Annotated in this window: 20 protein-coding genes; 14 read left to right on the top strand and 6 right to left on the bottom strand. The window is 70.9% G+C overall.

Annotation, left to right across the window (positions count from 1 at the left end; genetic code table 11):
- Window positions 1-84 precede the first annotated feature (84 nt).
- Window positions 85-1356 (top strand): Hsp70 family protein, encoded by a 1272-nt coding sequence (locus tag ACE3OG_RS14310; RefSeq protein WP_374309808.1) that lies wholly within the window; start codon window positions 85-87, stop codon window positions 1354-1356.
- On the opposite strand, the gene ACE3OG_RS14305 is transcribed toward ACE3OG_RS14310, so the two are convergent.
- From ACE3OG_RS14305 to carB, 3 genes are all read right to left on the bottom strand, one after another.
- Window positions 1353-2171 (bottom strand): EamA family transporter, encoded by an 819-nt coding sequence (locus ACE3OG_RS14305; protein WP_374309806.1) that lies wholly within the window; start codon window positions 2169-2171, stop codon window positions 1353-1355. The two genes, ACE3OG_RS14310 and ACE3OG_RS14305, sit on opposite strands and share 4 nt — an antisense overlap.
- A 67-nt stretch (window positions 2172-2238) precedes the next feature.
- Window positions 2239-2712: a transcription elongation factor GreA gene (gene greA / locus ACE3OG_RS14300; protein ID WP_374309804.1), complete on the bottom strand. Its 474-nt coding sequence runs from the start codon at window positions 2710-2712 to the stop codon at window positions 2239-2241.
- Between the two features lie 218 nt (window positions 2713-2930).
- Window positions 2931-6254, bottom strand: coding sequence for a carbamoyl-phosphate synthase large subunit (carB, locus tag ACE3OG_RS14295; protein ID WP_374309802.1), 3324 nt, complete (start codon window positions 6252-6254; stop codon window positions 2931-2933).
- A gap of 288 nt (window positions 6255-6542) precedes the next feature.
- On the opposite strand from carB, the gene ACE3OG_RS14290 reads away from it, so the two are divergent.
- Both ACE3OG_RS14290 and ACE3OG_RS14285 read left to right on the top strand, forming a co-directional pair.
- Complete coding sequence (locus ACE3OG_RS14290; RefSeq protein WP_374309887.1) at window positions 6543-6998, top strand: Lrp/AsnC family transcriptional regulator; 456 nt, start codon at window positions 6543-6545, stop codon at window positions 6996-6998.
- 25 nt (window positions 6999-7023) lie between these two features.
- The gene (locus ACE3OG_RS14285; protein WP_374309800.1) at window positions 7024-7260 is read left to right on the top strand and encodes a 2-oxoglutarate and iron-dependent oxygenase domain-containing protein; all 237 of its coding nucleotides are present in this window, start codon (window positions 7024-7026) and stop codon (window positions 7258-7260) included.
- On the opposite strand, the gene ACE3OG_RS14280 is transcribed toward ACE3OG_RS14285, so the two are convergent.
- Complete coding sequence (locus ACE3OG_RS14280) at window positions 7224-8198, bottom strand: aldo/keto reductase (RefSeq protein ID WP_374309798.1); 975 nt, start codon at window positions 8196-8198, stop codon at window positions 7224-7226. The two genes, ACE3OG_RS14285 and ACE3OG_RS14280, sit on opposite strands and share 37 nt — an antisense overlap.
- 86 nt (window positions 8199-8284) lie before the next feature.
- Here ACE3OG_RS14280 and ACE3OG_RS14275 point away from each other — a divergent pair, with 86 nt between their 5' ends.
- The 7 genes from ACE3OG_RS14275 to rfaE1 all read left to right on the top strand — a co-directional run bounded on the left by ACE3OG_RS14275 (window position 8285) and on the right by rfaE1 (window position 19085).
- Window positions 8285-9469: a glycosyltransferase family 2 protein gene (locus ACE3OG_RS14275; RefSeq protein WP_374309796.1), complete on the top strand. Its 1185-nt coding sequence runs from the start codon at window positions 8285-8287 to the stop codon at window positions 9467-9469.
- Between the two features lie 78 nt (window positions 9470-9547).
- Window positions 9548-11983 carry an ATP-binding protein gene (locus ACE3OG_RS14270; RefSeq protein WP_374309794.1) on the top strand — a complete coding sequence of 812 codons (2436 nt, stop codon included), beginning with the start codon at window positions 9548-9550 and terminating at the stop codon, window positions 11981-11983.
- A 117-nt stretch (window positions 11984-12100) separates the two neighbouring features.
- On the top strand, window positions 12101-13660 hold the full coding sequence (gene tsaE / locus ACE3OG_RS14265; RefSeq protein WP_374309792.1) for a tRNA (adenosine(37)-N6)-threonylcarbamoyltransferase complex ATPase subunit type 1 TsaE: 1560 nt from the start codon (window positions 12101-12103) through the stop codon (window positions 13658-13660).
- A gap of 90 nt (window positions 13661-13750) precedes the next feature.
- On the top strand, window positions 13751-14476 hold the full coding sequence (locus tag ACE3OG_RS14260; protein WP_374309790.1) for a nucleotidyltransferase family protein: 726 nt from the start codon (window positions 13751-13753) through the stop codon (window positions 14474-14476).
- Window positions 14477-14569: 93 nt separating this feature from the next.
- Complete coding sequence (locus ACE3OG_RS14255; RefSeq protein ID WP_374309788.1) at window positions 14570-16108, top strand: YifB family Mg chelatase-like AAA ATPase; 1539 nt, start codon at window positions 14570-14572, stop codon at window positions 16106-16108.
- A 96-nt stretch (window positions 16109-16204) separates the two neighbouring features.
- Window positions 16205-17398 carry an AGE family epimerase/isomerase gene (locus ACE3OG_RS14250; RefSeq protein WP_374309786.1) on the top strand — a complete coding sequence of 398 codons (1194 nt, stop codon included), beginning with the start codon at window positions 16205-16207 and terminating at the stop codon, window positions 17396-17398.
- Between the two features lie 112 nt (window positions 17399-17510).
- Window positions 17511-19085: a D-glycero-beta-D-manno-heptose-7-phosphate kinase gene (rfaE1, locus tag ACE3OG_RS14245; protein WP_374309784.1), complete on the top strand. Its 1575-nt coding sequence runs from the start codon at window positions 17511-17513 to the stop codon at window positions 19083-19085.
- A gap of 21 nt (window positions 19086-19106) precedes the next feature.
- Here rfaE1 and ACE3OG_RS14240 read toward each other — a convergent pair whose 3' ends face one another.
- Window positions 19107-19904: an SDR family NAD(P)-dependent oxidoreductase gene (locus ACE3OG_RS14240; RefSeq protein WP_374309782.1), complete on the bottom strand. Its 798-nt coding sequence runs from the start codon at window positions 19902-19904 to the stop codon at window positions 19107-19109.
- A gap of 123 nt (window positions 19905-20027) precedes the next feature.
- On the opposite strand from ACE3OG_RS14240, the gene ACE3OG_RS14235 reads away from it, so the two are divergent.
- From ACE3OG_RS14235 to murI, 4 genes are all read left to right on the top strand, one after another.
- Window positions 20028-20885, top strand: a complete 858-nt coding sequence (locus ACE3OG_RS14235; protein ID WP_374309780.1) for a LysR family transcriptional regulator — start codon at window positions 20028-20030, stop codon at window positions 20883-20885.
- Window positions 20882-21739 carry a pyridoxal kinase gene (pdxY, locus tag ACE3OG_RS14230; protein ID WP_374309778.1) on the top strand — a complete coding sequence of 286 codons (858 nt, stop codon included), beginning with the start codon at window positions 20882-20884 and terminating at the stop codon, window positions 21737-21739. Before ACE3OG_RS14235 ends, pdxY begins: the two co-directional genes overlap by 4 nt.
- A gap of 42 nt (window positions 21740-21781) precedes the next feature.
- Entirely contained in the window at window positions 21782-22618 is an 837-nt protein-coding gene (locus ACE3OG_RS14225; RefSeq protein ID WP_374309776.1) for an RNA methyltransferase, read from the top strand.
- Window positions 22619-22746: 128 nt separating this feature from the next.
- Window positions 22747-23580 (top strand): glutamate racemase, encoded by an 834-nt coding sequence (gene murI, locus ACE3OG_RS14220; protein WP_374309774.1) that lies wholly within the window; start codon window positions 22747-22749, stop codon window positions 23578-23580.
- A 17-nt stretch (window positions 23581-23597) separates the two neighbouring features.
- Here murI and ACE3OG_RS14215 read toward each other — a convergent pair.
- Window positions 23598-23711, bottom strand: a 114-nt coding sequence (locus tag ACE3OG_RS14215; RefSeq protein ID WP_374309885.1) for a transposase, incomplete at its 5' end; no start/stop codon positions are given.

The following is a 23711-nucleotide window of genomic DNA, read 5'->3' as shown; positions in this document are numbered from 1 at the left end:
TTCCACCCCGCGACGCGCGGGGCGGCCCAATAATTCCGGCCCGCGCGAAAACTCGCGCGGGCCTTTGTTTTGAGGGGACGAGGAATGAGCGCGAGCGGCCCGCGCCTGTGCGGCATAGGCGTCGATTTCGGCACGACCAACAGCGTCGTCGCGCTCGCCTTCGAGGACGGCGAAGTCGAGAGCCTCGTCTTTCCGAGCGCGCAGGGGCCGACGCCGACGTTCCGCTCGGCGCTCGCCTTCTGGCGCGAGGGGCGAAGGCTCGCCCACGCCTGCGGGCCGCAGGCGCTCGAGCGGGCGCTCGCGCCCGAAGGCGAGCAGCGCTTCATCCAGTCGGTGAAGACCTATCTCGGCAGCCGCGGCTTTTCGGAGACGCGCCTCTACGGCCACCGGCTGACGGTCGAGGAGCTGATCGCCGTGTTCCTGCGCGACCTGCTGGCGCAGGCGCCGCGCGGCGTCGCCGTCCTCGCCGGCCGGCCGGTCGTCTTCGCCGGCGAGAATCCCGACGAGGCGCTCGCCGTCGCGCGGCTGCGCGAGGCCTTCCGCCTCGCCGGCGTCGGCGAGGTCGAGCTCGCTCTCGAGCCGATGGGCGCCGCCTACTGGCGCGCGCGGACGGCGCGGCGCGAGGAAACCGCGCTCGTCGCCGACTTCGGCGGCGGCACCAGCGACTTCTCCGTGCTGCGCCTCTCGCGCGAAAAGGGACGCCTCAAGGCAGCGCCGCTCGGCCATGCGGGCGTCGGCGTCGCCGGCGACAGCTTCGATTACCGCATCATCGAGCACGTCGTCGCGCCGAAGCTCGGCAAGGGCTCGTTCTATCGCTCGTTCGACAAGCGCCTGCCGATCCCCGCCTTCTGGCACGCCGCCTTCGCGCAATGGCACCAGCTCTCCTTCCTCAAGACCCCGCAGACGCTCGCCGAGCTCGATCAGCTGATCAAGACGGCGGAGGAGCCGCAGAAGCTCGGCAAGCTCAGGGTCGTGATCGAGCATGACCTCGCCTTCGAGCTCTATCGCGCGGTCGGCGCGCTGAAGGCGGCGCTGTCGGGCGAGGAGAGCGCGCGCTTCTCCTTTTCGCGCGAGGGGGTGGATATCGAGGCGCAGGTGAGCCGACGCGCGTTCGAAAGCTGGATCGCCGACGACCTCGACCGGATCGGCGCGGCGACGCAGCGCGCGCTCGACGCCTCGGGCCTCGGCGCGGAGGAGATCGACGCCGTGTTCCTCACCGGCGGCACCTCCTACGTGCCGGCCGTGCGGGCGCTGTTCGCGCGCCGCTTCGGCGAGGGGAAAATTCATGTCGGCGACGCCTTCCAGTCGGTGGCCTCCGGCCTCGCGCTGATGGCGACGGACAGGGTGAGGGCTTAGGCGAGGCGCAGCAGGACCGCGCCGCAGGCGATCGCGCCGGCAGCGGCGAGCCGCGCCGGGGTCAGCCGCTCCTTCAGGAAAAAGGCCGAGATCGCCATGGCGAAGACGATCGAGCTTTCGCGCAGCGCCGCGACGGCCGCGACCGGCGCCTGCGTCATGGCCTGAAGCACGAGCGCATAGGCGGCGGCGTTGGCCGCGCCGCCGGCGAGCCCCTTGTTCCAGCGGCTGCGCAAATGCCGCCAGAAGGCTTCGCCGCGCCGCCGCATGGCCAGCGCGACGACCGGCGCGCCGCTGAGAAGAAGCGTCCACAGCGTATAGGCGACGGGCGAGCCCGAGACGCGCGCGCCCGCGCCGTCGACCAGCGTATAGCTCGCGATGACCGCCGCGTTGAGGAAGGCGAGCGCGGTCGGCGCGCTTCCGCGCCGCGCCGCCGAGGCGGCGAGGCCGAGGACGCCGCCGCTCGTCAGCGCCACGCCGGCCCATCCCAGCGCCGACATTCGTTCGCCCAAGAGAAGCGCGCCGCCGAGCGCGGTCAACAGCGGCGCGGAGCCGCGCATGAGCGGGTAGGAGACGCTCATCTCGCCGCGCGCGTAGATCGCGCCGACGAGTAGCATGTAAAAGACGTGGATGACGCCCGACGCGCCGAGGAAGCCGAAAGAGGCCGGCGCGGGCGCGGCGAGGAAGGGCAGGGCGGCGAGCGCCGCGACTCCCGCGCCGCCGGCGACGAACGCGGCGTCGAGGCTGCGGTCGGCGCTCGAGCGGATCAGCGCGTTCCAGCTGGCGTGCAGCAGCGCCGCCAGGAGGACGAGCGCCATGGTGTGCGCCGGCAATGCGCCTCCCGTCGCGCGCCAGGGAGCCGAGCCCGCGCGCCAAGCCCAAAACCTAGTGGAAGACGACCTTCAGGATCTCGTAGCTCTTGCCGCCGCCGGGCGTGTTCACCTCGACGCTGTCGCCGACCTTCTTGCCGATCAGCGCGCGGGCGGTGGGGGAGGTGATCGACACGCGGCCGGACTTCACGTCGGCCTCGGCCTCGCCGACGATCTGGTAGGTCTTCTCCTCCTCGGTGTCCTCGTCGACGAGGGTGACGGTCGCGCCGAACATCACGGTCGAGCCGGAGAGTTTCGAGACGTCGATGACTTCGGCGCGCGACAGCTTGTCCTCGAGCTCGGCGATGCGGCCTTCGTTGAGCGACTGGGCCTCCTTCGCCGAGTGATATTCGGCGTTCTCCGACAGGTCGCCATGGCTGCGCGCCTCGGCGATCGCCTGGATGATCCGGGGCCGTTCGATCTGCTGCAGCCGCTTCAGCTCGCTTTCGAGGGCGAGATGGCCCGCCGCCGTCATCGGAACCTTGTCCATATCCGTCTTCGCATCCTTGGTCCGGGCGTCCGCCCGCCGGGCGGAGCGCCTTCGTCGCGCCGACTTTCGCGGCGGGCTTAAATGACGCGCAAGCCGGGGGCGGAGCGCCACCGGCTTGCGCGAACCGTCTGGAAATCGGTCGTCCTTAAGAGACACCTTCGCGCGCGCCGCCGCAAGTGGCAGGCGCGCCAGCGTAAAGGTTAAGCCCAAATAGTCCGCTATCCGAAATAATCCTGGAGAGCGCGGACTTCGAGGTCGCCGGCGAGATAGGCCTTGACCCCCTCGGCGGCGGCGATCGCGCCGGCGAGCGTCGTGTAATAGGGCACCTTGTGCAGCAGCGCCGCCCGGCGCAGCGAGCGCGAGTCGGCGAGCGCCTGCTTGCCCTCGGTGGTGTTCAGCACGAGCTGCACGCCGCCGTTCTTGATCGCGTCGACGACATGCGGGCGCCCTTCCGACACCTTGTTGATCCGCTGCGCCGGCACGCCTTCGCCGGCGAGGTAGCGCGCCGTGCCGCCGGTCGCCAGGATCTTGAAGCCGAGGCCGGCGAGCAGCTTGATCGCGCCGAGCACGCGCGCCTTGTCGTCGTCGCGCACCGAGACGAAGACGGCGCCGGAGGTCGGCACCTTGGTGCCGCCGCCGAGCTGGCTCTTGGCGAAGGCGACGGCGAAGGAGCGGTCGAGGCCCATGACCTCGCCGGTCGAGCGCATCTCCGGGCCGAGCACGGTGTCGACGCCGGGAAAGCGCGCGAAGGGGAAGACGCTCTCCTTGACGCCGACATGGTCGAGCGCGGGCGCGGCGAGGCCGAAGCTCGAAAGGCTCTCGCCGGCCATGATCCGCGCGGCGATCCCGGCGATGGGCAGGCCGACCACCTTGGCGACGAAGGGCACGGTGCGGGCGGCGCGCGGATTGACCTCGAGCACGAAGATCTCGCCGTCCTTCAGCGCGTACTGGACGTTCATCAGGCCGCCGACCTCGAGGGCGAGGGCGAGCTCGCGCGTCTGCCGCTCGAGCTCGGCGATCGTCTGCGCGGAGAGCGAGCGCGGCGGCAGCGAGCAGGCGCTGTCGCCCGAGTGGATGCCGGCCTCCTCGATATGCTCCATGACGCCGCAGACGAACACGTCGCGGCCGTCGCAAAGCGCGTCGACGTCGACCTCGACGGCGTCGGAGAGGTAGCGGTCGAACAGCAGCGGGTTCTTGCCGAGCACCGTGTTGATCTGCCCGGTCTTGTCGTTGGGGTAGCGCGCCTTGACGTCCGCGGGCACGAGGCCCGGCAGCACGCCGAGAAGATAATCGTCGAATTCGGCGTGGTCGCGGATGATCGCCATCGCCCGTCCGCCCAGCACGTAGGAGGGGCGCACGACGAGCGGCAGGCCGAGGTCGGCGGCGACCATGCGCGACTGCTCGACCGAATAGGCGATGCCGTTCATCGGCTGCTTGAGGCCGATCTTGTCGAGCAGCCGCTTGAAGCGGTCGCGATCCTCGGCGAGGTCGATCGAATCGACGCTGGTGCCGAGAATGGGCACGCCGGCCTTCTGCAGGGCGCTGGCGAGCTTCAGCGGCGTCTGGCCGCCGAACTGCACGATCACGCCCCTGAGCGTCCCGGCCTCCCGCTCCCTGGCGATGACCTCGAGCACGTCCTCGGCGGTCAGCGGCTCGAAATACAGGCGGTCGGAGGTGTCGTAGTCGGTCGAGACGGTCTCGGGATTGCAGTTGACCATGATCGTCTCGATCCCGCGCTCGCGCAGGGCGAAGGAGGCGTGGCAGCAGCAATAGTCGAACTCGATGCCCTGGCCGATGCGGTTCGGGCCGCCGCCGAGGATGACGACCTTCTCGCGCTGCGAAGGGCGCGCCTCGTCGGCGGGCGCGCCGGCGAAAGGCGGCGCGTAGGTCGAATACATGTAGGCCGTGGGGGAGGCGAACTCGGCCGCGCAGGTGTCGATGCGCTTGTAGACCGGGCGCACGCCGAGTTTCTGGCGCAACTTGCCGACGGCGGCCGCGCTCTGGGGCGTCAGCGCGCCAAGACGCGCGTCGGAGAAGCCGGCCGCCTTCAGCATCCTCAGATTTTCGGCGTCCTGCGGCAGGCCGCGCTGGCGCACGAGGGCCTCGAGGTCGAGGATCTCCCGGATGCGTTCGATGAACCACGGGTCGATGCGGCAGGCTTCGTGGATCTCCTGCGGGGTCATGCCGTGGCGCAGCGCCTGCGCGACGACGAGCAGGCGGTCGGGCGTCGGCACGCCGAGCGCGGCGCGCAGGGCGTTCATGTCGTCGCCAAGGCCGAGCCCGTCGATCTCGATCTCGTCGAGCCCGTCGAGTCCGGTGTCGAGCGAGCGCAGCGCCTTCTGCAGGCTCTCGGCGAAGGTGCGCCCGATGGCCATGGATTCGCCGACCGACTTCATCGCCGTGGTCAGCACATTGTCGGCGCCGGGAAATTTCTCGAAGGCGAAGCGCGGGATCTTGGTCACCACGTAGTCGATCGAGGGCTCGAACGAGGCCGGCGTCGCGCCGCCGGTGATGTCGTTCGCTATCTCGTCGAGGGTGAAGCCGACCGCGAGCTTGGCGGCGACCTTGGCGATCGGGAAGCCGGTCGCCTTGGAGGCCAGCGCGGAGGAGCGCGAGACGCGCGGATTCATCTCGATCACGATCATGCGGCCGTCGACCGGATTGATCGCGAACTGCACGTTGGAGCCGCCCGTCTCGACGCCGATCTCGCGCAGCACGGCGAGCGAGGCGTCGCGCATCACCTGATATTCCTTGTCGGTCAGGGTCAGCGCCGGCGCGACGGTGATGGAGTCGCCGGTATGGACGCCCATCGGGTCGATGTTCTCGATGGAGCAGACGATGATGCAGTTGTCCGCGCGGTCGCGGACGACCTCCATCTCGTATTCCTTCCAGCCGAGCACGCTCTCCTCGACCAGAACCTCGCTCGTCGGCGAGGCGTCGATGCCGCGCTCGATGATGTCGATGAATTCGGCCTTGTTGTAGGCGATGCCGCCGCCGGTGCCGCCCATGGTGAAGGAGGGGCGGATGATCGCCGGCAGGCCGATATCGTCGAGGACGGCGAGCGCCTGCGACAGCGTCTTGATCTGGTGCGAGCGCGGCGTCGAAAGGCCGATCCGGGTCATCGCCTCGCGGAACAGCTCGCGGTCTTCGGCCTTGTCGATCGCCTCCGCCGAGGCGCCGATCATCTCGACGTCATATTGCTCCAGCACCCCCATCTTCTTGAGCGAGAGCGCGCAGTTCAGCGCCGTCTGGCCGCCCATGGTCGGCAAAAGCGCGAAGCCGCCGGGAGAGGCGTAGCGCTCCTTGGCGATGATCTTGGCGACGACCTCGGGAACGATCGGCTCGATGTAGGTGCGGTCGGCCATGTCCGGGTCGGTCATGATCGTCGCCGGGTTCGAATTCACGAGGACGATGCGGTAGCCTTCCTCGCGCAGCGCCTTGCACGCCTGCGTCCCCGAATAATCGAACTCGCAGGCCTGTCCGATGATGATCGGCCCCGCGCCGATGATGAGGATCGTCGAGATGTCGGTGCGCTTCGGCATGAAAGGGTCCCAGTCGCGCGGGGTTGAAGCTAGGGCCTGAGCGCGCCGCGCGCCGACGCCGTGGGCGGCTCGAACCGGAGCCGCCCACGCGGCGATCGAACGCGGCGCGGAGCAAGGATCGCGCCGGGCCGCACGCGCGCGAGGGCGCGGGCGGGCGGGCGCGGCCACAGGTGTCTAGACCAGAACCCCTCTCGTCTCAACCCGTCGCGGGGCTTGCAATGCGTCGCGAAGTGTGGCGTTCTTAATTACATAAAATCTATAGACTGAATTATCATGATGCCGCCCAAAATCGACGCCACCGATCGCCGCATCCTGCGCCTCATCCAGCAGGACGCCGCCCGTCCCATCCACGAGATCGCCGCCGCCGTCGGCCTTTCGCAGACGCCGTGCTGGAAAAGGCTCCAGCGGCTCGAGGCCGCCGGGGTGATCCGGCGCCGCATCGCGCTGCTCGACCCGGTCAAGCTTGGCCTCGGCGTGACCGTTTTCGTCACCGTGCGGCTGGCCGAGCATTCCGCCCAAATCCTCGCCGACTTCGGCGCCGCCCTCTCCGACATGGAGGAGGTGATGGAGTTCTACCGCATGGCGGGAGACGTCGACTACGCGCTGCGGGTCGTCGCCGCCGACGCCGCGGCGTTCGACGCGTTCTACAAGCGCCTCGTCGCCCTCGCGCCGTTGCGCGAAGTCACCTCGCGCTTCGTGCTGGAAACGATTAAGTCGGAGACGGCCTTTCCGATCGCCGGATAGGACCGGACGAAGGGGACAGGCGCGGATGGGCGAGCCGAACGCGACGCGCGAGGAGGACGGCCGCGCCGGATTCGATCTTCCGGTCGTCGATCTGCGGCGCGCCGCGGCGGCTGGGGAGGCGCGCGAAGCTTTCCTGCGGGAGCTGCGCGAGGCGGCGCGCGGCTTCGGCTTCTTCTATCTGACCGGCCATGGCGTCGCGGGCGGCGAAGCGCTCGCCGGCGGCGCTCAAAGACAGGCCTTGGCGAGCAGGTCGGGCGGATAGCGCTCGCCCGCCGCGGCGTCGGCGGGGATCGCCTGCTCGAGCGCGGCGACGTCCTGCTCGCTGAGCGCGACGTCGAGCGCCTCGACGTTCTCTTCGAGGCGCGCGAGGCGCCGCGTGCCGGGGATGGGGATCGCGCCCTTCGCCAGCACATAGGCCAGCGCGAGCTGCGACGGGCTGCAGCCCTTGGCCTTGGCCAGTTGCGCGAGACGGTCGACGAGCTCGAGATTGCGGGCCGAAAAACGCGGATGCGTCGCAGGCCGGTCGCCGGCGATCCCGGCGGACGAAGGCGCGGCGCTCGTCAGCAGGCCGCGCCCGAGCGGCGAACAGGCGACGAAGGCGATCCCGAGCTCGCGCGTCGTCTCGAGCGTCTCCTGCGCCTCGACGCGATAGAGCAGGGAGAACTCCGTCTGCGCCGCGCTCACCGGAAACACTTTTTGCGCGCGGCGGATCGTCTCCGGCCGCGCCTCCGAGAGCCCTATATGGCGGACCTTGCCTTTCCGCACGAGCTGGCCCATGGCGTCGACCGTCTCGTCGATCGGCACGTCGGGATCGACGCGGTGCTGATAGTAAAGGTCGATATGATCGAGCTTGAGCCGGGCGAGGCTCGCGTCGCAGGCCCTGAACACATAATCCGGGCGGCCGTTGATCAAAAGCGCGTCGCCCTCGCCGCGCACATAGCCGAATTTGGTGGCGACGAACGCCTCGCCGCGCCGACCGGCGAGCGCCGCGCCGACCAGCGTCTCGTTACGGCCCCAGCCATACATGTCGGCGGTGTCGAGAAAGGTCACGCCCCTGTCGAGCGCCGACCGGATGAGCTTCACGCCTTCGGCGTCGTCGTTCGCGCCATAGGCGCCTGACAAAGACATGCAGCCGAGGCCGAGCGCGCTGACCTGCGGTCCGCCCGCGCCGAGCGGGACATATCTGGAGATGCGTTCCATGGGAGGCCTCCGGACGGCTTGCGCCGCCATATTGACGGATTCGCCAATTCCCTGTCCATGTCGGCCTGACGGATCGGGGGCGGAGCATGGACGAGGCGTTGACGCGCGAGGCGCCGGCGGCGCGCACGGGGGGCGAGACGGGAGCCGCGGCGCCGGCCCTGAGCCTGCCGCGCGTCTGCGTCGTGATCGTCAACTACAACTATGGCCGTTTTCTCGAGGCCTGCGTCGGCTCGGCGCTGGCGCAGACCTATCCCGACGTCGAATGCGTCGTCGTCGACAACGCCTCGACCGACGAGACGCCGCAGGTTCTCGCCCGCATCGAGGCCGGCCGGCGCGGCGTGAAGATCATCCGCCGCGCCGCCAACGACGGGCAGACTCCGGCGGCCCTCGACGGGCTGCGCGCCTCGGACGCGCCTTATGTCATCTTCGTCGACGCCGACGACCTTCTGCTGCCGCACTGCGTAGCGACCCACGTCTTCGTGCATCTTTCGCTACGCGTGCATGTCGGCTTCTCGTCGGGGGACATGCTGCAGGCCTCGGGACGCGAGGTGGTGCTCGGCTCCGAGGAGGCTTTCGGACGCGTCGTCGCCGGGCGGCGCGGGCGCGAGCCGCAGCGCCTGCGCGCCTACCGCCAGCGCGCCGGAGCGATGTTTTCGCAGGACTGGCCGGGCGAGGACGTCGACCGCTCGATCCTCGCCCGCCTGCGTTTCGTCGAGCCGATGACCAACGAATGGGTATGGTCGCCGACTTCCGGCAACTGCTTCCGCCGCGACGCGCTCGAACTCTTTCTCGACCAGCCGGCCCTCAAGACGTTGCGCACCGGAACGGACCTTTATTTCTGCCTCGGCGTCAACGCGGTCTGCGGCAGCGTGCTGATCGACGACGCGCTCGCCGTCTACCGGCTGCACGGCGGCAACGTCTTCTCCAAGCGCCCGCAACTGCGCAACGTGCTCTCCTACCAGCCGGGCGGGTCGGGCGACTCGAACGACCGCGCCAAGGCGATCCTGATCGACCACCTGATCGACCATGCGCGCTTCTTCATCGAGCGCGGCTGGACGCCCTTCGACTTCGCCCGGCTCCTGCGGCGGATGGACTGCTCCGATCCCGACGCGACGGCCGCGACGCCGCGCTGGTCGGCGCGCTCGCGCGTCGCGACGCGGTTGCTGGCGCGCTATCCCGCCGCCGCCGCCGCGCTCGGCGAGCCGATCGCGCGCGGGCTGTTGTTCATCAGCGGCGCGCCCCTGTCGAAAGCGCTGCGTCCGCGACCCTGAACGGGTGGATTCTCATTCCCGCCCGCAGGCTTTAGGCTGCGCGGCGGCGAGGCTCTTCAGGATAGTTCGGGAAGCGGCATGGCGGGGCGGCTCAGAATCTGCGCAGGCGTTTTTTTCGCGCTTCTTTCGAGCCCGGCCTGCGCGCAGCCGCTCGACGGCGCGACGGCGGCGGCGGCCCTCGCGCTCGTTGGCGGCGGCGCGCTGTTCGCCGGCGCGGCGCTCCTGCGCAAATCGGGTCGCCGCATGGCCTTCGCCTCTGATGCCGCAGCCGCGTCGGAGGACGCGCCGCTGCGCGCGCGGCTCGACGAGGCCGAATTTGCGCTGTGCGGGACCGGGCAGGCCGTCCTCGTCTGGCCCGCCGCCGACGCGCCGCCGCGGGCCCTTGGCGACCTCTCGCTCCTGCCGGGCGAGCCCGCGCGCTTCGAGACCTGGCTCGCGCCGGAATGCGCGCGCGCGCTCGGGGAGGCCGCCGCCGCCTTGCGCGCGGAAGGCCGGAGGTTCAGCCTGACCGTCGCGACGCGCGAAGGACGCAGCCTCGCCGCCGAGGGCGCGCCGGTCCATGGCCTCGCCGCGCTGCGCCTGCGCGACGTCTCCGAAGACCGGCGCGAAGCGCTGCGCCTCAGCCAGCTCGAGGCCGAGGCGCGGGCCGAGCTCAAATCCCTGTGGGCGATGATCGAGGCCTCGCCCGATCCCGCCTGGCTGCGCGGCGCCGACGGCGCCCTCGCCTTCGTCAACGCCGCCTACGCCAGAGCGGTCGAGGCCAGGGACGCCAGGGACGCCGTGGCGCGCGGCCTCGAGCTTCTCGAGAAGCCGGCGCGGGAGGCGAGCCGTGCGGCGCGCGCCGCGGGCGGCGTCTGGCGCGCCCGCGCGCCGGCGGTCGTCGCCGGCGAGCGCCGCCAGTTCGACGTCGTCGAGGCGCCCGCGGGCGAGGCGGGGCAGGGGCTCGCCTCGGCCGGAACCGCCGTCGACGTCAGCGAGCTGCAGGCGGCGCGCGACGCGCTGGCGCGTGAGCGCGAGGCTCATGCGCGCACGCTCGACCAGCTTTCGACCGCCGTCGCCATCTTCGACGGCGGCAAGCGCCTTGTCTTCCACAACGCCGCCTACCGCCAGCTCTGGGGCCTCGACCAGGCCTTCCTCGACGAGCGCCCGAGCGATTCGGAGATCCTCGACCATCTGCGCGCCGCGATGCTCATCCCCGAGCAGGCCGACTACCGCCTGTGGAAAGAGGGCCTCATGGCCGCCTATCGCGCGCTGGAGCCCGAGGAGCAGGCCTGGCACCTGCCGGACGGGCGCACGCTGCGGGTGTTCATCAACCCCAATCCGCAAGGAGGCGTGACCTACCTCTACGACGACCTGACCGAGCGCTTCCGCCTGGAATCCCAGTTCAACGCCGCGATCAGGGTCCAGAGCGAGACGCTCGATGCGCTGAAGGAAGGCGTCGCCGTGTTCGGCAGCGACGGCAGGCTCAAGCTGTTCAATCCCGCCTTCGCCGAGCTGTGGGGGCTCGAACCCGCCATGCTCGGCGGCGAGCCCCATGTCGACCGCGTCGTCGAGCTGTGCGCGCCGCGTTTCGCGCGCCCCGACGACTGGAGCCAGCTGCGCGCCGCCGTCGCCGGCCTCGAGGACAGCCGTCTCGGCTGCGAGACGCGGATGACGCGGGCCGATTCGAGCGTGCTCGACTGCGCCGCCGCGCCGCTGCCGGACGGGGCGACGCTCGTCACCTTCATCGACGCCACCGCCGGCGTGAACGTCGCGCGGGCGCTGACGGAGCGCAACCAGGCGCTCGTCGAGGCCGAACGCCTGCGCAACGACTTCGTCCACCACGTCTCCTACGAGCTGCGCTCGCCGCTCACCAACATCATCGGCTTCGTGCAGCTCCTCGGCGACCCGGCGGTCGGGCCGCTCAACGAGCGCCAGCTCGAATATGTCGGCTACGTCAACGCCTCCTCGACGGCGCTGCTCGCCATCATCAACGACATCCTCGACCTCGCCTCGATCGACGCCGACGCCATGGAGCTCTCGCGCGAGGAGATCGACGCCGGCGAGGCCGCCAGAGCCGCGGCGGACGCCATGCGCGACCGCGCCGCCGAGGCGGGAGTGAGCCTTGAAGTGAAGACGCATGAGCCGCTCGGCGCCTTCGTCGCCGACGGCAAGCGCGTGCGCCAGATCCTGACGAATCTCCTGTCGAACGCGATCGGCTTCTCGCCGGCCGGAGCGGGCGTCGAGCTCGTCGCCCTGCGGCGCGACGGTGAGGTCGTGTTCGAGGTGATCGACCACGGACGCGGCGTGCCGCCCGAAGTGATCGACCATATCTTCGACCGCTTCAGGACCCATGCTTCGGGCTCGCGCCATCGCGGCGTCGGCCTTGGCCTCTCGATCGCCCGCTCCTTCGTCGAGCTGCACGGGGGGAGGATCGCCGTCGATTCGACGCCGGGAGCGGGGACGACGGTCACCTGCTTCTTCCCCGATCCGCGCGACGCGCAGGGCGAAGACCGCGAAAGCGGGCCGCGGTGACCGCATCCCGGCTCCCGCCGTTCGCGGCCGCTCTCATAATTTTGACGCATCGACTTGTTCCCAGAAGAGCGCGGCTCTTCGGGCGGCGCTCTTAAATTCAGGCAGGCGGAGGGGGCGATGGATCTGACGACGCAGGCGGACGCGCCGCAGACGAACGATGCCTCCTGGCTGCGCCGCCTGCCCGACGAGGCCGCGACGGCGCGCCTCGCCGACGAGGTCGCGGAGCTGATCCGCCCCGGCGACCTCGTGACCCTTTCCGGCGAGCTCGGCGCGGGCAAGACCACTTTCGCGCGCGCGCTGATCCGCCGCCTCACCGGCGACCCGGAGCTCGAGGCCCCGAGCCCGACCTTCCTGCTGGTGCAGGTCTATGACGGGATCGAGGCGCCCGTCGTGCACGCCGACCTCTATCGCCTGCAAAAACCCGAGGAGCTCGACGAGCTTGGCTTCGACGACGCCGCCGACGGCGCCTTCGTCATCGTCGAGTGGCCCGAGCGCGGCGGTTCGCGCCTGTCGCAGGACCGGCTCGACCTCAGCTTCGCCCTCGACCCGGAGAGCGGGGACGAAGCGCGCTCCGTCGTCGTCGCCGGCCATGGCGCCTTCGCCGAGCGCCTCGCCCGCTCGCGCGCGCTCGAGACGCTGCTCGCCGCGACGCCCTGGCGCGGGGCGCGGCGCGAGCACATGCAGGGCGACGCCTCGACGCGGCAGTTCGAGCGCCTCGTCCGCGAGGACGGCGGGACGGCGATCCTGATGATCTCGCCGCCGCGCCCGGACGGGCCGCCGGTGCGCTTCGGCAAGCCCTACAGCGCCATCGCCCGGCTCGCCGAGGACGCGCGGCCGTTCGTCGCCATCGACAAGGGCCTGCGAGCCGAGGGGCTGTCGGCGCCGGAGATCTACGCCTTCGATCTCGAAAGCGGCCTCGTCCTGCTCGAGGACCTCGGCGTCGAGGGCGTGCTCGTCGACGGCGCGCCCGACTTCGAGCGCTACGCGCTCGCCGCCGGGGCGCTCGCCAAGCTCCATGCGGCGAAGCCGCCCGAGACGATCGAGATCGCTCCCGGCGACGAATACCAGATCCCGCCCTACGACCTCGACGCCCTGCTGATCGAGGTCGAGCTGTTCATCGACTGGTACGCGCCGGCCCGCGGCGGCAGGCATCTCTCCTCCGGCGCCAAGGCGACGTTCGTCAATCTGTGGAAGAAGGTCCTGTCCTCGTCGCTGACCCTTGAGACGACGTGGACGCTGCGCGACTACCACTCGCCGAACCTTCTCTGGCTGCCGAAGCGCGAGGGGCTCGCCCGCGTCGGCCTCGTCGATTTTCAGGACTGCGTGCTCGGCCATCCGGCCTATGACGTCGTCTCGCTGCTGCAGGACGCGCGCGTCGACGTGTCCGACGCGATGGAGCTGAAGCTGCTCGGCGCCTACGCGCGCTGGCGGCGCGAGGCGGGCCCCTCGTTCGACCTCGCCGAATTCGCCCGGGCCTACGCCGTTCTCGGGGCGCAGCGCGCGACGAAGATCCTGGGCATCTTCGTGCGGCTCGACGCGCGCGACCGCAAGCCGCAATACCTCGCCCATCTGCCGCGCGTGGAGCGCTATCTGCGCAAGAACCTGCGCCATGAAAGCCTCGCCGAGATCAGGACCTGGTGCGAGGCCCACGCGCCGCGGCTCGTCGCCGAGCCCTGAGCGAAGCGTCGTCGCGCGGTCAAACAGGAATGTCATCAGGGAACGGCGGCGCACGCGGCGCGCCGCCGGCGGAAAGGCGGCGATTTCGAGATGGCTCATGAAATTCCGTCGACGGCGATGGTGTTCGCCGCCGGCCTCGGGCGGCGCATGCTGCCGCTGACGCAGACGACGCCGAAGCCGCTGATCAAGGTGGGCGGCAGGTCGATGCTCGACCATATGCTCGACCGCTTCGCCGAGGCCGGCGTGCGCCGCGTCGTGGTCAACGTGCATCACCTCGCCGACCAGATCGAGTCGCATCTTGCGAGCCGCCGCGACCTCGAGGTCATCGTCTCCGACGAGCGCGACGCGCTGCTCGATCAGGGCGGGGGAATCGCGAAGGCCCTGCCGCTGCTGGGCGAGGCGCCCTTCTTCGTCGCCAACACCGACGCGCTGTGGATCGAGGGGCCGAGGCGGAACCTGAGCCGTCTGGCCGAGACGTGGGATCCCGCCGAGATGGACGTCCTGCTGCTCGTCGCCGCGACCGCGACGAGCGTCGGCGTCGACTGGCCGGGCGACGTGTTCATGGACGCCGCCGGCCGCCTCTCCCGCCGACCGGAGCGCGAGGTCGCGCCCTTCGTCTACGCCGGCGTCGGAATCCTGAAGCCCGAGCTGTTCGCCGGCCGAGCCGAGAAGATCTTTCCGCTCGCGCCCTTCTTTTGGGACGCCGCCGGGAAAGGCCGCCTCTACGGCCAGCGGCTCGACGGCGTGTGGCTGCATGTCGGCGAGCCGCATGTGATCGCCGAGGCCGAGCGGGAGCTTGAGCGCAACGTGAGCTGAGATCGTTCGCGTCGGTCTTTGTTCACAGGATGTTCTTGCTCTCGATTGCGGCTTCGGTTACGCTGGCCGAGAGTTGATGGTTGAGATCATCCGATGGTCGTTAGAGTCGCGACGGTGGCGTTTGAAGGCGTCGAGGCCCGCCCCGTCGACGTGCAGGTTCAGATCGCCAACGGCAACGTCGTCTTCGCCGTCGTCGGCCTCGGCGACAAGGCGGTCGCCGAATCGCGCGAGCGGGTGCGCGCCGCGCTCAACGCCTCCGGCCTCGCCCTGCCGGCCAAGCGCATCACCGTCAATCTCGCTCCGGCCGACCTGCCCAAGGAGGGCAGCCATTACGATCTGCCGATCGCGCTCGGCGTCATGGCGGCGATCGGCGCGATCTCGCCCGACGCGCTGCAGAACTACACCGTGCTCGGCGAGCTGGCGCTCGACGGGGCGGTGGCCGCCGTCGCCGGCGTGCTGCCCGCCGCGATCGCCGCCAACGCCCGCGGCCACGGCCTGATCTGCCCGCACGACTGCGGCCCCGAAGCCGCCTGGGCGGGCGAGGATCTCGACGTGCTCGCGCCGCTGTCGCTACTCCAACTCGTCAATCATTTCAAGGGGACGCAGGTCATGGCGCGGCCGCGTCCGGGCGTACGCAAGGCCGGCGACGCGCAACCGGACCTGCGCGACGTCAAGGGGCAGGAGAGCGCCAAGCGGGCGCTCGAGATCGCCGCCGCCGGCGGCCACAATCTGCTCTTCAACGGCCCGCCGGGCGCGGGCAAGTCGATGCTGGCGGCGCGGCTGCCCTCGATCCTGCCGCCGCTCTCGCCCGCCGAGCTGCTCGAAGTCTCGCTCGTCCATTCGGTCGCCGGGGACCTCGCGGGCGGCGCGCTCACCGACCGGCGCCCGTTCCGCGCGCCGCATCATTCGGCGTCGATGGCGGCGCTCGTCGGCGGCGGCGTCAAGGCGCGCCCCGGCGAGGTCTCGCTCGCCCATCACGGCGTGCTGTTCCTCGACGAATTGCCGGAATTCTCGGCGCAGGCGCTCGACAGCCTGCGCCAGCCGCTCGAAACGGGCGAGGTGCTGATCTCGCGGGCGGCGCATCGCACCGTCTATCCGGCGCGGTTCCAGCTCGTCGCGGCGATGAATCCCTGCCGCTGCGGCCACGCCATCGACCCTGGCTTCGCCTGCCAGCGGCAGCCGAACGAGCGCTGCATGGCCCAGTATCAGGCGAAGATATCGGGGCCGCTGCTCGACCGCATCGACCTGCATGTCGAGGCGCCCGCCGTCTCCGCGGCGGATCTGATGCTGCCGGCGCCGGCGGAGGGCTCGCGCGAGGTCGCCGCCCGCGTCGCCGCCGCGCGCACGCTCCAGCGCGCGCGTTACGCGGGCATGGGGCTTTCGGGCGTCGCCTGCAACGCCGCGGCTCCGGTCGCGGTCATCGAGGAGGCGGCGCGGCCCGACTCCTCGGGCCTGCGGCTCGTGCGGGAGGCGTCCGAGCGGCTGCGCCTGTCGGCGCGCGGCTTTCACCGCGTGCTCAAGATCGCGCGCACCATCGCCGACCTCGACGGCGCGGCCGAGGTCGGGAGCGCGCATCTCGCCGAGGCGCTGTCCTATCGCGTCGACGCGACGCGGCTGATGCGCGCGGCCTGACGCCGCGCCCCCGGCCCGCGGCGGCCGCCGGGGTTGAACTGCGGGCCCGTTTACGGGAATCTGGCGCGCCGTCGGAAGCGGCCGAAGAAGGATTGCATGAACGAAGCGCTTTTGAAGGAGGCCGCCGACCTTTCCGCCGCGCGCGTCGCGGCCGCGGCGTTTCGCGGCTGGATCACGAACGTCGCGCTGCCGCTATGGGGCGCAGAGGGGTTCGACAAGCGGCTCGGCCTGTTCGACGAGCGCTTTGATTTCGACGGCCGTCCGATCCGCGACGTTCCGCGTCGCGTGATGACGCAGGCCCGCCAGATCTATGTCTTCTCGCAGGCGGCCGAACTCGGCTGGAGCGCCGACGGCGGCCGGCTCGCCGAGGCCGCCATGGCGTCCCTCGTCCGCCTCTACGGCGCGGACGGCTCGCTCGCGAACGGCGTCGCCTTCTCGGTCGGCGCCGACGGCGCGGTCGCATCCGCGGTCCGCGACTCCTACGCGCACGCCTTCGTGCTTTTCGCGCTCGCCGCGCTCCATCGCCTCAACGGCGATCCCCGCCTGCTCGCCCACGCCGACGACGTCGCCCGCTTCGTCGACGCTTCGCTCACCGACGAAACATACGGCGGGCTCTACGACCGCTTCCCCGTGGACGACCGCGCAAAGCGCCAGAATCCCCTGATGCATCTTCTCGAGGCGTGCCTCGCGCTCGAGGAGGCGGCCCCCGGCCGCGGCTTCCTTGAACGCGCGAAGAAGATCGTCGACCTCTTCCGCGCGCGGCTTTTCGCGGCCGATCCGGGCGTCCTGCTCGAACATTTCGCGCAGGACTGGAGCCCGCATCCCGATCCGGCGAAGGCTGGAATCTTCGAGCCGGGCCATCATTTCGAATGGGTCTGGCTGCTCTCCCAATACGAGCGACTTTCGGGCGAGGGCGTCTTTCCTTTCATCCTGCAGCTTCATCAGAGCGCGCTGCGGCGCGGCGTCGCGGCCGACGGCCTCATCGTCGACGAGATCGACCGCGACATGAGGGTGGCGAAGCCTTCGCATCGCGTCTGGCCGCACGCCGAGGCGGTCAAGGCCGCCGCCGCGATGGCGGACAGGGGCGACGCCGGCGCGCCGCGCTTCGCCGCCGACATGATCGGCGCGCTCACCTCGACGTTCCTCGGCCGGCCCTTCGCCGGCGGCTGGATCGATCATGTTTCGGCGGACGGCGAGCCGATCGTCGCCTTCGCGCCGTCGAGCACGCTCTACCATCTCGCCTTCGCCGCCGTGGAGGCGTCGAAGGCGTTCGAGCCGAAAAGCGCCTGACGCGGCGCGGCGCATGGGAGAAGACGTCGGGCGGGCCTTTCAGCCGCTCGTCGCGACGCCGCCCCTTCGGGCGGCCGATGTCCGACGGACCAACGATCTGGAGCCAGCATTGATGCCCTCGCCTCAGTCCGACCGCGACAGCGCGGCGCAGCCCGCCGCCCCCGCCGCCCTTTCCCGGGGCGCGTCGGCAGGGGGCGCGGAGGAGGCCGGCGCCGAGCGCCGCCCGCAGATGATTCCCGTCATCGACCGCTTCTCCCGCTGCAGGGTCGCGGTGATCGGCGACCTGATCCTCGACTGCTACCTGCACGGCGACGTCAGCCGCATCTCCCCTGAGGCGCCGGTGCCGATCGTCCGCTCGCTCAACGAGCGCGTGGTGGCCGGCGGCGCCGCCAACGTCGTCGCCAATCTCGCGACGCTCGGCGCGACCGTCGACGTCGTCGGTCTCACCGGCCTCGATCAGGCGCGCGACGACCTCGTCCGCTGCCTCGAATCGCATGGCAGCGTCGACCTTTCCGGCATGATCGCGGTCGCCGACCGCCCGACGACCCGCAAGCTCAGGGTGCTCGGCGCGCACCAGCAGATCGTGCGCGTCGACCATGAGGACACCACGCCGCACGACCCGGCGGTCGAGGACGCGCTGATCGCCGCGGCCGCCGCCGCCGCGGCGCGCGCCGACGTCGTCGTCCTGTCGGACTACGGCAAGGGCGCGCTGTCCCTGCGCGCGCTGCGCGAGATCATCGACGCCTGCGCCGGCACGGGCAGAAAGGTGCTGGTCGACCCGAAACGGCTGGACTTCTCGGCCTATCGCGGCGCGACCATCCTCACGCCCAACCGCAAGGAGATGACCGCCGCGACGCGCCTGCCTTGCGAGAGCGACGCGCAGGCGCTCAACGCCGCGCTCGTCGCGCAGGAGGCGAGCGAGGCGAACATCCTCCTCACCCGGTCGGAGAAGGGCATGTCCTATTTCCCGCTCTCCGGACCGCCCATCCATATGGCGACGGTCGCGCAGGACGTGTTCGACGTCTCGGGCGCGGGCGACACGGTGATCGCGACGCTCGCCGCCGCGCTGGCCTCCGGCCTTTCGATGCACGATTCGATGAAGCTCGCCAATCACGCGGCGGGCGTCGTCGTCGCCAAGGTGGGCACCGCCTGCGTGACGCCCGAGGAGCTTTCGGCCTCGCTGGCCTCGGAATTCGCCTCGCCCGTCGTCAACGACGGGCGGCACGTCACGCTCGAGGAAGCCGTCGCGCAGCGTTGGGCGTGGGCGAAGGAGAAGCTGACCGTCGGCGTCGCCAATGGTTGCTTCGACCTCCTGCACCCCGGCCACATTTCGCTCATCAAGCAGGCGGCCGCGACCTGCGACCGCCTGATCATGGCGCTGAACTCCGACGCCTCTGTGCGCCGGCTCAAGGGGCCGACCCGGCCGATTCAGGACGAGGAATCGCGCGCCGCCGTCATGGGCGCGCTCAAGGGCGTGTCCGCTGTCGTGCTGTTCGACGAGGACACGCCCTATGAGCTCATCAAGGCGCTGCAGCCCGACGTCCTCGTCAAGGGCGCCGACTATTCGGAGGAGCAGGTGGTCGGCGGCGACATCGTGCGCGCGCGGGGCGGGCGGGTCGTGCTCGCCGGGCTCTCGCCCGGCCAGTCGACGACGAAGCTCGTCAAGAAGGCCGAAGTCACCCACTGAGGCCGCGCGGCGCGCGGCGCCTCAGACCGCCGTCGGAATGAGGCCGCCCTCGACGCGCAGCGCCGCGCCGTTGGTCGCCGCGCCCAGCGGGCTCGCCACGAAAGCGACGAGCGCCGCGACCTCCTCCGGCTCGATCATCCGGCGCAGCAGCGAGGTCGGCCGCATCGCGTCGAAGAATTCCGCCTCGAGCCGATCCACCGGCGCGTCGGGGTCGCGCGCGACGCTCCTGATGAAGTCGAAGACGCCCTCGGAGCGGGTCGGGCCGGGCGGCACGGCGTTGACCGTCACGCCGGTCCCTTTCGTCAGCCCGGCGAGGCCGCGCGACAGCGAGAGCTGGGCGGTCTTGGTCGTCCCGTAATGGATCATCTCGCCGGGAATCATCAGCGAGGATTCGCTCGAGACGAAAATGATCCGCCCCCAACCCCGCGCGAGCATCTTCGGAAAGAAGGCGCGCGACAGCCGCACGCCGCTCAGCACGTTGACCTCGAAGAGGCGCTGCCAGTCGGCGTCGGCGATCTCCTCGAAAGGCTTCGATTCATAAATCCCGAGATTGTTGACGAGGATGTCGACGTCCGGCGCCTCTTCGGCGATCCGCGCGCAGCCCTGCGCCGTTCCGGCGTCGGCGAGGATGGTCGAGACGGCCGCGCCCTCGCGCGCCTGCGCCTTGACCTTGGCCGCCGCGGCGTCGAGCTTTTCGCGCGAGCGGCCGGCGAGGACGACTCCCGCCCCTTCGACGGCGAGCCGCTCCGCGATCGAGAGGCCGATGCCGGCGGTCGCCCCGGTCACCAGCGCCGTCTTGCCCTGAAGTTGCAGATCCATTCGCGCGTCCCTTTCCTGTCGCGTGCGGCTCGCCGCAACGTAAGGGCGCGCGGCCTCTGGCGGCGCCCGTCGTCCGGTCGTAATGCTTTGTCATTCAAGGACAGGATCGAGCGGATCGAGGCTGTGAGCGACGCGCGCGCCTGGGAGATGACAGTGTTCCTGCATGTCTCTCGCGCGGGGAGCTTCAGCGCCGCCGGCCGCGCCGTCGGCATGACGCCGTCCTCGACCGCCAAGCTGGTGTCGCGGATCGAAACGCGGCTCGGCGCGCGCCTTGTCGAGCGCTCGACCCGCCGCCTGCGCCTGACGCCGGAAGGCGAACTCTACCGCACGCGGGCGGAGGAGCTCATCGAAGACCTCGACGCGCTCGACGCCGAGATCGGCGGCGGCGCGGCGTCGCCGCGCGGACTGCTGCGCGTCAGCGCCTCGGTCCCGTTCGGCCGCCATCGCCTGTCGCCGCTCGTGCCATCCTTCGCGCAAGACTATCCATCGATGAAGCTCGAGCTTTCCTTGACCGACGAGGTGGTGGATTTCTACGACGCGCAGTGCGACGTCGCGTTCCGCATCGGCGAGCTCGCAGATTCGGGCCTGACCGCGGCGCGGCTCGGGCGGGCGCGGCGGCGCGTCGTCGCGGCGCCTTCCTATCTCGCGGCCAACGGAACGCCCGTGACGGTCGACGACCTCGCGCGCCACAATTGCCTCGGCTTCAGCTTCCGCCGCGCGGCGGCGGTCTGGCCGCTCAAGAGCGGCGGGCGCCTCGTCGACCGCGAGGTCCGCGGCCGCATCGCCGCCGGCGACGGCGAGACGGTGCGCGAACTCGCCGAGGGACGCCTCGTCAGCGTCCTCGACGAGGCGATGGTCGACGCCGAGGAGGCGCACGCGCTTTATTTCGGCCGCAAGCGTCTGCCGCGCCGCATCCAGGTTTTTCTCGACTTTATGACGCCGCGCCTGCGCGCCGCGCTCGCCGGCTCGGATCGGCGATGAGCGGCGCCGGCGCGTCGGAGCCGCCGCTCGGGCCGGGGCCTTTCGTCATCTCCGTCCAGAGCCAGGTGGCGCATGGCGCGGTGGGGAATTCGGCCGCGCTGTTTCCGATGCAGGCGCTCGGCGCCCGCGTCGTCGCGATCCCGACCGTGCTCCTGTCGAACCATCCGCGCTATCCAAGCGCGCGCGGCCGCGTCCTCGACCCGCAGCTCGTCGCCGATCTCCTGCTCGGGCTCGAGGAGCGCGGCCTCGTCGAGGCGGCGCGCGTGCTGCTGACCGGCTACCTCGGCTCGGCTGAAATCGGCGCCGTCGTCGCCGATTTCGTCGAAAGGGCGCGGGAGCGCAATCCGGCGCTGCTTTATCTGTGCGACCCAGTGATCGGCGACGACGGTCCGGGCGTCTTCGTCGACGGGCGGCTCGTCGAGCTGTTTCGGCGCAGGCTCGTCCCGCTCTGTGGCCTCGCGACGCCCAACCAGTTCGAGCTCGAGATTCTGGCGGACGCGCCGGCTCGGACGCTCGCGGACGCGGAGCGCGCCGCCGCGCGTGTCATGGCGCAGGGGCCGGATCGGCTCGTCGTCACCGGCGCCGCGCTCGCGCAGACGCCGCAAGGCGAGATCGAGACGATCGTCTTCGGAGCAGGAGAGGCGCTGCGCGTCAGCACGCCGCGCCTGCCGCTGCGCCCCAACGGGGCGGGCGATCTGTTCGCGGGGCTGCTCGCCGCCCGTCTCGCGCGCGGCGAGCCGCTGGCGGAGGCCGCGCGTCTCAGCGCCCTCGGCGTCTCCAGGGCCCTTGCGCGCAGCTTCGCCGAGAACGCCTACGAGCTTCGGTTCGACCTTTCCGATCTCTCCCCGGCGTGACGGGCGCATTGCCTTCGCGGCCGCTTCGGGCGAGAAGGCGCGATGGTCGGAGCTGGAACGAACCACACAAGGCCCAATCTCGCCGGCGGGCCGGCGGTGATCCTCGTGCGGCCGCAACTTGCGGTGAACATCGGCATGTGCGCGCGGGCGATGGCCAATTTCGGCCTCTGCGACCTGCGCCTCGTTGCGCCGCGGCAGGGATGGCCGCGCACCGACGGCTATGAGAAGGAGGCCGACGCGGCGGCGGCCGGCGCGGCGCATCTGCTCGAAGCGGCGAAAGTCTTCGACAGCGTCGAGGCCGCCTGCGCCGACCTCCATTTCGTCTACGCGACCACGGCGCGCGAGCGCGGCCAGCACAAGCCGATCGAAACGCCGGAGGAGGCCATGCCGCGCGCCGCGGCGCTCATCGCGCAGGGAGCGAAGGGCGGCTTCATGTTCGGCCCCGAGCGCACCGGCCTCGACAACGACGAGGTCGCCGTCGCCGATCGCGTCGTCACCTTTCCGGTCAATCCGGCCTACGCCTCGCTCAACCTTGCGCAGGCCGTGCTGCTCATCGGCTATGAGTGGATGCGCGCCAGCGGAGGCGGGGCTGCGCCGTTCGCCGCCGATCCCCGCTCGCCGCCTGCGCCGCGCGAGATGGTGCTGTCCTTTTTCGACTATCTCGAGGCCGAGCTGGAGCGCGTCGGCTTCTTCCGGCCGCTCGGCAAGGCGCCGGTGATGCGGCGCAACCTGCGCAACATTTTTCATCGGCTGGAGCTGAGCGCGCAGGACGTGAGCACGCTGCGAGGAATGTTCGTCCGGCTCGTCGAGGGGCAGCGCGTCGGCGCGGCGGAGCGTCGCGCGGCCAAAGACGCCGGCCCCGACGAGGCCGGGGCCTAGGCCGGCGCCATCTTTGCGTCGCGATTTGCGGCGATCAACGGGGCCTTAACCTTCGCGCGGCTCCATGGAGGCGATCCGGCGCCGGACGCGGCCGCTCCGGCGCGGACCATCTGGAAGGTCTTTCCCGCATGGCGCGCGCGCCGAAAATCCTCGTGTTCGATTCCGGGCTCGGCGGGCTGACGGTCTACGCCGAGATCGCGCGGCTGCGGCCGGACGCCGAATATGTCTACGCGGCGGACGAGGCGGGCTTTCCCTATGGCGCGCTGCCCGAATCGGCGCTCGCCCCGCGCGTCGTCGACGTCGTCGGCCGGATGATCGAACTGTTCTCGCCCGACATCGTCGTGGTCGCCTGCAACACCGCCTCGACGCTGGCGCTCGCCGATCTTCGCGCGGCCTTTCCGGGCGCGCCCTTCGTCGGGACGGTGCCGGCGATCAAGCCGGCGGCGGCCCATTCGCGCTCGCGCATGATCTCGGTGCTGGCGACGCCCGGCACGGTGGCGCGCGACTACACGCGCGCGCTGATCGAATCCTACGCCGGCGACTGCAAGGTGACGCTCGTCGGCGCGCGCGGGCTCGCCCGCCTCGCCGAGGATTTCATGCAGGGCGCGGGAGCGCCCGACGCCGACGTTCTGGCGGAGATCGCGCCGGCCTTCGTCGAGGAGGACGGACGGCGCACCGACTGCATCGCGCTCGGCTGCACCCATTATCCGCTGCTGCTGGGCGAGTTCGAGCGGCTCGCGCCCTGGCCGGTCGAGTGGATCGACCCGGCCCCGGCGATCGCCCGGCGCGCCGACCATGTGCTGACGCGCGAGCTCGGCCTGCCGCCTTCCGCCGCGCGGCCGGCCCGGCCGCTCGCCGTCTTCACGGGCGAGCGCGAGCCGAAAGACGCGCTCGCCGCGGCGCTGCGCCGGCGCGGATTCGGCGCGATCCGCCTCGAGCCGATGCCGCTCGTGTTCGCCTGAAGATTTAGAGCCTGTCGTCAATTGAGCCAGATCACGCTGGCTGCGAGATGGACAGCACCGAGGAAAATTCGGGCGGTCTTGTCGTAGCGTGTTGCGATCGCGCGGTATTGCTTGAGTCTGGCGAAGAAGTT

Origin of the sequence: Methylocella sp. (assembly GCF_041905455.1) — a bacterium.
GTDB lineage: Bacteria > Pseudomonadota > Alphaproteobacteria > Rhizobiales > Beijerinckiaceae > Methylocapsa.
The sequence above is the reverse complement of the archived record's forward strand: the minus strand, read 5'-3'. Positions and strand labels throughout refer to the sequence as shown.

Bases quoted from the DNA above. Each gene is read 5' to 3' on its own strand.
- ACE3OG_RS14310 (WP_374309808.1), top strand. From the start codon at position 85: ATGAGCGCGAGCGGCCCGCGCCTGTGCGGCATAGGCGTCGATTTCGGC.
- ACE3OG_RS14305 (WP_374309806.1), bottom strand. From the start codon at position 2,171: ATGGCGCTCGTCCTCCTGGCGGCGCTGCTGCACGCCAGCTGGAACGCG.
- greA (WP_374309804.1), bottom strand. From the start codon at position 2,712: ATGGACAAGGTTCCGATGACGGCGGCGGGCCATCTCGCCCTCGAAAGC.
- carB (WP_374309802.1), bottom strand. From the start codon at position 6,254: ATGCCGAAGCGCACCGACATCTCGACGATCCTCATCATCGGCGCGGGG.
- ACE3OG_RS14285 (WP_374309800.1), top strand. From the start codon at position 7,024: ATGGGCGAGCCGAACGCGACGCGCGAGGAGGACGGCCGCGCCGGATTC.
- ACE3OG_RS14280 (WP_374309798.1), bottom strand. From the start codon at position 8,198: ATGGAACGCATCTCCAGATATGTCCCGCTCGGCGCGGGCGGACCGCAG.
- ACE3OG_RS14275 (WP_374309796.1), top strand. From the start codon at position 8,285: ATGGACGAGGCGTTGACGCGCGAGGCGCCGGCGGCGCGCACGGGGGGC.
- ACE3OG_RS14270 (WP_374309794.1), top strand. From the start codon at position 9,548: ATGGCGGGGCGGCTCAGAATCTGCGCAGGCGTTTTTTTCGCGCTTCTT.
- tsaE (WP_374309792.1), top strand. From the start codon at position 12,101: ATGGATCTGACGACGCAGGCGGACGCGCCGCAGACGAACGATGCCTCC.
- ACE3OG_RS14260 (WP_374309790.1), top strand. From the start codon at position 13,751: ATGGCTCATGAAATTCCGTCGACGGCGATGGTGTTCGCCGCCGGCCTC.
- ACE3OG_RS14255 (WP_374309788.1), top strand. From the start codon at position 14,570: ATGGTCGTTAGAGTCGCGACGGTGGCGTTTGAAGGCGTCGAGGCCCGC.
- ACE3OG_RS14250 (WP_374309786.1), top strand. From the start codon at position 16,205: ATGAACGAAGCGCTTTTGAAGGAGGCCGCCGACCTTTCCGCCGCGCGC.
- rfaE1 (WP_374309784.1), top strand. From the start codon at position 17,511: ATGCCCTCGCCTCAGTCCGACCGCGACAGCGCGGCGCAGCCCGCCGCC.
- ACE3OG_RS14240 (WP_374309782.1), bottom strand. From the start codon at position 19,904: ATGGATCTGCAACTTCAGGGCAAGACGGCGCTGGTGACCGGGGCGACC.
- pdxY (WP_374309778.1), top strand. From the start codon at position 20,882: ATGAGCGGCGCCGGCGCGTCGGAGCCGCCGCTCGGGCCGGGGCCTTTC.
- ACE3OG_RS14225 (WP_374309776.1), top strand. From the start codon at position 21,782: ATGGTCGGAGCTGGAACGAACCACACAAGGCCCAATCTCGCCGGCGGG.
- murI (WP_374309774.1), top strand. From the start codon at position 22,747: ATGGCGCGCGCGCCGAAAATCCTCGTGTTCGATTCCGGGCTCGGCGGG.